Genomic DNA, 3,943 nt, shown 5'->3' with positions numbered 1-3,943 from the left:
GGCTCGCCCTGCTGCCCGGGTCGGGCGCCGACGGGACCGTCTCCCTGCGCGGCGGGGCCGACGAGGTCGCCGAACGGGTCGCCAAGGCCGCCGCGGACGTCGACGTCGTCATCGACTTCCTGTGGGGCGGCGTCACGGAGTCCGTCCTGCCCGCCCTGCTGCTCGCCCGCGCCGACCGCGCCAAGCCGCTCGACTGGATCGAGATCGGCTCCATGGCGGGCCAGGACGTGACGCTGCCCTCCGCGCTCCTGCGCCAGGCGAACCTGCGCCTCCTCGGCAGTGGGCAGGGCTCCCTGTCGACCGCCGCCATCGTCGCCGAACTCCCCGCGCTCGCCGCCGAGATCGCCGCCGGCGCGCTGGCCGTGCGGCCGGTGCCGATGCCGCTGTCCGAGGTGACGGCGGCGTGGGCGGCGGCCACCGGGCCGGGCGAGCGGATCGTGCTCGTCCCCTGACCTCAGGGACCTCAGGCCCCACTCGGCGGCATCGGTCGCAGCCGGGTGACGGCCGACACCGGTACGGCGCCCGCGGGATGACGGCGACGCCGTGCGAAGGGAGCCATCAACTCCCGTATCCCCTCCGCCAGTTCGGCCGCCTCGTCGGGCGTCAGGTGCAGTACGGCGTCCACGGACCGCTCCGCGACCCGGACCGACTGCCGCGGGTCGTCCCACCGCAGCCGCCAGGGCCGCACCCGGCCGCCGCTGTGGGAGGCCTCCTCGACGAGCCCGTGCCGGGCGAGCTGGCGCAGATGGAACGAGCACAGCCCCGAGCTGTACCCGAGACGGGCCGCCGCCTGCGAGGAGGTGACGGTGCCCAGCTCGGCCAGCAGGTCCAACAGAGCGAGCCGCACGGGGTGGTCGGGGAGCGTCCGCCCGGCCTCTTGGTTCAGATCTTCCTCGGTCACTTTGCAAAGGGTGCTACTTTGCAAAGGAATTGGTCAAGTGCCGGTGTGCGGAGAGAGGTTGGGGCGCGATGGGCGAGGAGCAGCTGCTTGCGGAGGTCCGGCGGGGTGCGGTGCGGCGGATCACGGTGGTCGGCGAGGAGGTGCTGCGCCGGCGCTGCAGGCCGGTCACGGACGCGGACTTCGGCACTCCCGAACTGGCCCGCCTGATCGACGACATGTTCGCCACGAACCACGTCGCGCACGGGGCGGCCATCGCCGCGAACCAGGTGGACGTCGACCTGCAGCTGTTCGTGTGGGACATGGAGGACGACTGGGGCGTGCGGCACACCGGCCACATCGCGAACCCGGTCCTGGACGAGGAGCCGCCCGCGAGCCGCAGGCTCGTCGAGGAGAGGGAGGGCTGTCTGTCGGTCCCCGGCCCGTACAAGTCGTTGGCGCGCGCCGACCACGCGGTCGTCCGCGGCCGGGACAAGGACGGCGCCCCCGTCGTGGTGGAGGGCCGCGGCTACTTCGCCCGCTGCCTCCAGCACGAGACGGACCACCTTCACGGGCGCCTGTTCATCGACCGCCTCGCGAAGCGCGAACGCCGGGACGCACTGCGGGAGATGGAGGACCTGAAGGCGGAGGTGCTGGCCCGCAGGGCGGCGGTGGCGGAGCGGCTCGGCAAGGCGTAGCGCGGCGTAGCAGGCGTAGACCCGCCTGGGGCGGTCGGGGGAATGCCGGGAGGCGGCCGCGGTTGCGCCCCTTGGCTCCGGGGCGGCCGCAGTGGGCGCGGGGTTCCGGCGTGGTGCGCGCGGGCCCGGTGAGCGATCACCGATCGTGATCGCACCGAGCGCGAGGTGCTTCTGGGTCCCGCGCCCCGGATCGGGTGAACTGTTCCCAGAGCGAGTGAACGAGCGCGGCGGCGAACTCCACGACCGCGCCCGGCACTTGGACACCGACCGGCCGGGCAGCCGACCGGGCCGGACAGCCGACCGGCCGGAGATCCGGACAGCCCCACCGCCCCTGGGAGATCACGATGACCACCAACACCAGCACGCCCCGCACCGTCGTCCTGCGCTACTTCGACGCCCTCACCGCCGGCGACCAGGAGACCATCCGAGACTCCTGGGCCGAGGACGGCAGCGTCTGGTACGGCGGAGACCTGCCGATCTCCGGTACCTGGCAGGGGCGCGACCGGGTCGTCGACGGCTTCCTCGGGACCGCCTTCGCCCACCTCGACCCCGACCGCGAGGTCGGCATCGAGGTCACGAACGTCTTCGGCGAGGGCGAGCAGGTCCTGGTCGAATGGCACTCCTGGGCGACGGGCCGCACCGGCCGCCCCTACGACCAGCGCAACATCGCCGTCTTCGTCATCCGGGACGGAAGGATCGCCGCCATGCGCGAGTACGCCGACACGCAGAACTGGGAGCGGGCACTGATCGACGCGTAGCCCGTCACGGACCCGTCACAGGCGGGACGCCAGCGCGGCCCGGTGGCGCGTCACCCACTCCTGCGCGGCCCGTACCTGATCCACCACCCCGCTCTCGCGCAGCCGCCGCATCGCCGGGTCGCCGCGCCCGGCCTGCGCGTCGATCCCCCGCCGGCAGCGGTCCTGCCACCACAGGACGGTGTCGAGCAGCCCGGCCCGGCCGTCGCGCGCCAGCCCGTACGCGTCGCAGACCAGCCGCATCCGCCGGGAGGCCTCTGCGGCGCCGTCGCTCTGCGGCCCGAGGCCCAGGTACTGCCAGCACACGTGGGCGACGTCCTCGATGCGCCGTCCCGGAGCGGCCAGGTCCCAGTCGATGAAGGCCACGGGCCGCCAGGCGCCGCTGCCCTCCTCGACGGCGTAGACCGTGTTGCGGGGATCGAGGTCGTTGTGGCAGACGACCTCGTGCCCCTCGGCGAGCGCGGTCCCGGCCGTCAGGTCATGGAACTCCCGTACGAGTGCGGCCAGTTGGGCCAGGGCCTCGTCGGTGCGCGCCGCACGCCGCTCCCGCGCGCCGAGCGCCGCCCGGCCGGGCAGGAACCCGAAGGACTCCCGCCCCTCCTCGTCCACCCCGAGGAACCGGGGCGCCCCCGGCCAGCCCTGCGCGGCGAACAGGGCGAGGAGTTCACGGAGGTAGGCGGACCGTGCCGTCGGGGCGCGCCGCACGGTGTCCGCCACGCGTACCACCTGATGGATGGCGCCCCCGGGGAGCGCCGTCTCCTCGTCCGGTCCCATACGGGCCATTGTGGCCCGGGACCGGGGCCCGCCGGGGCGCGACGCGTGCGCTCCGGGCACGATCAGGGGCGTCACATCCCCAGGAAGCTCACGGTCTCCGTCAGGTCCGCCCGCCCGGTGCGCAGGTGCGGCGCGCCCTCCCTCTCGAAGCCCACCGAGACCCCGCAGAAGAGCACGCGCCCGTCCTCGGCCCCGACCAGCCGGCTGACGGTCTCGCGGTACATCGTCCACATCACCTGGGGGCAGCTGTGCAGCCCTTCCGCCCTCAGCAGCAGCATGACCGTCTGCAGGTAGATCCCCGCGTCGCCCCACTGCCCGGGCCCCATCGCCCGGTCGAGGTAGCAGAACAGCACGAGCGGCGCCCCGAACGCCTCCGCGTTCAGGGCGGCGATCTTCCTGGGCCGGTCGGGGTCGTCACGCGCGATGCCCAGCGCCGCGTACCGCTGGGCGGCCGCGGCGGCGAAGCGCTCCGCGTACGGTGCGGCCAGACCGGCCGGGTACATCGGGTACTCCCGCTCGTCACCCGGGTCACCCGCGAGGGCCCTGGCGCTCGCGCGCCTCTTCAGTTCGGCCAGGGGCCCGCCCGTCACGACGTACACGTGCCACGGCTGGAGGTTCCCGCTCGACGGAGCCCGCGCCGCTGCCGTCAGCACCCGGTCGAGTACCTCTCGGGGCACCGGCTCGTCGCTGAACGCGCGTACCGCCCTGCGGCTGTCCACGGCTTCGTACACGTCCACGCCTTCTCGTCCTCTCCTTCCGCGGCGGGCGGCCGACGGGCCCGGGTCGGGCCCGCGGCGTTCAGCTTCCGGGCCGGGCCGCCCGCGGGCTCCGCGTGCGGC

5 protein-coding genes and 1 pseudogene are annotated in these 3,943 nt (G+C 74.3%); 3 read left to right on the top strand and 3 right to left on the bottom strand.

Features of this window, described 5'->3' with window-relative positions; genetic code table 11:
- Nucleotides 1-452 (top strand): annotated as a pseudogene (locus G3I40_RS39660) (zinc-binding alcohol dehydrogenase family protein); the annotation flags it as partial.
- A gap of 11 nt (nucleotides 453-463) precedes the next feature.
- Here G3I40_RS39660 and G3I40_RS39655 read toward each other — a convergent pair.
- Nucleotides 464-901: a helix-turn-helix domain-containing protein gene (locus G3I40_RS39655; RefSeq protein ID WP_343245170.1), complete on the bottom strand. Its 438-nt coding sequence runs from the start codon at nucleotides 899-901 to the stop codon at nucleotides 464-466.
- Between the two features lie 68 nt (nucleotides 902-969).
- On the opposite strand from G3I40_RS39655, the gene def reads away from it, so the two are divergent.
- Nucleotides 970-1,575 carry a peptide deformylase gene (gene def, locus G3I40_RS39650; protein WP_164559669.1) on the top strand — a complete coding sequence of 202 codons (606 nt, stop codon included), beginning with the start codon at nucleotides 970-972 and terminating at the stop codon, nucleotides 1,573-1,575.
- 344 nt (nucleotides 1,576-1,919) lie between these two features.
- Entirely contained in the window at nucleotides 1,920-2,333 is a 414-nt protein-coding gene (locus G3I40_RS39645) for a nuclear transport factor 2 family protein (protein ID WP_164559668.1), read from the top strand.
- A 15-nt stretch (nucleotides 2,334-2,348) separates the two neighbouring features.
- On the opposite strand, the gene G3I40_RS39640 is transcribed toward G3I40_RS39645, so the two are convergent.
- Both G3I40_RS39640 and G3I40_RS39635 read right to left on the bottom strand, forming a co-directional pair.
- Nucleotides 2,349-3,104, bottom strand: a complete 756-nt coding sequence (locus tag G3I40_RS39640) for a phosphotransferase (RefSeq protein WP_203645637.1) — start codon at nucleotides 3,102-3,104, stop codon at nucleotides 2,349-2,351.
- Nucleotides 3,105-3,175: 71 nt separating this feature from the next.
- Nucleotides 3,176-3,841 carry a nitroreductase gene (locus G3I40_RS39635; protein WP_164559666.1) on the bottom strand — a complete coding sequence of 222 codons (666 nt, stop codon included), beginning with the start codon at nucleotides 3,839-3,841 and terminating at the stop codon, nucleotides 3,176-3,178.
- Nucleotides 3,842-3,943 lie beyond the last annotated feature (102 nt).

Origin of the sequence: Streptomyces sp. SID14478 (assembly GCF_010548525.1) — a bacterium.
In the GTDB taxonomy this organism is placed as follows: Bacteria; Actinomycetota; Actinomycetes; order Streptomycetales; family Streptomycetaceae; genus Streptomyces.
Note: the sequence above shows the minus strand (reverse complement) of the source record. Positions and strands in the feature narration are given on the sequence as shown.

Excerpts from the sequence above, each read along its gene's own strand:
- G3I40_RS39640 (WP_203645637.1), bottom strand. The coding sequence starts at position 3,104 with ATGGGACCGGACGAGGAGACGGCGCTCCCCGGGGGCGCCATCCATCAG.
- G3I40_RS39645 (WP_164559668.1), top strand. The coding sequence starts at position 1,920 with ATGACCACCAACACCAGCACGCCCCGCACCGTCGTCCTGCGCTACTTC.
- def (WP_164559669.1), top strand. The coding sequence starts at position 970 with ATGGGCGAGGAGCAGCTGCTTGCGGAGGTCCGGCGGGGTGCGGTGCGG.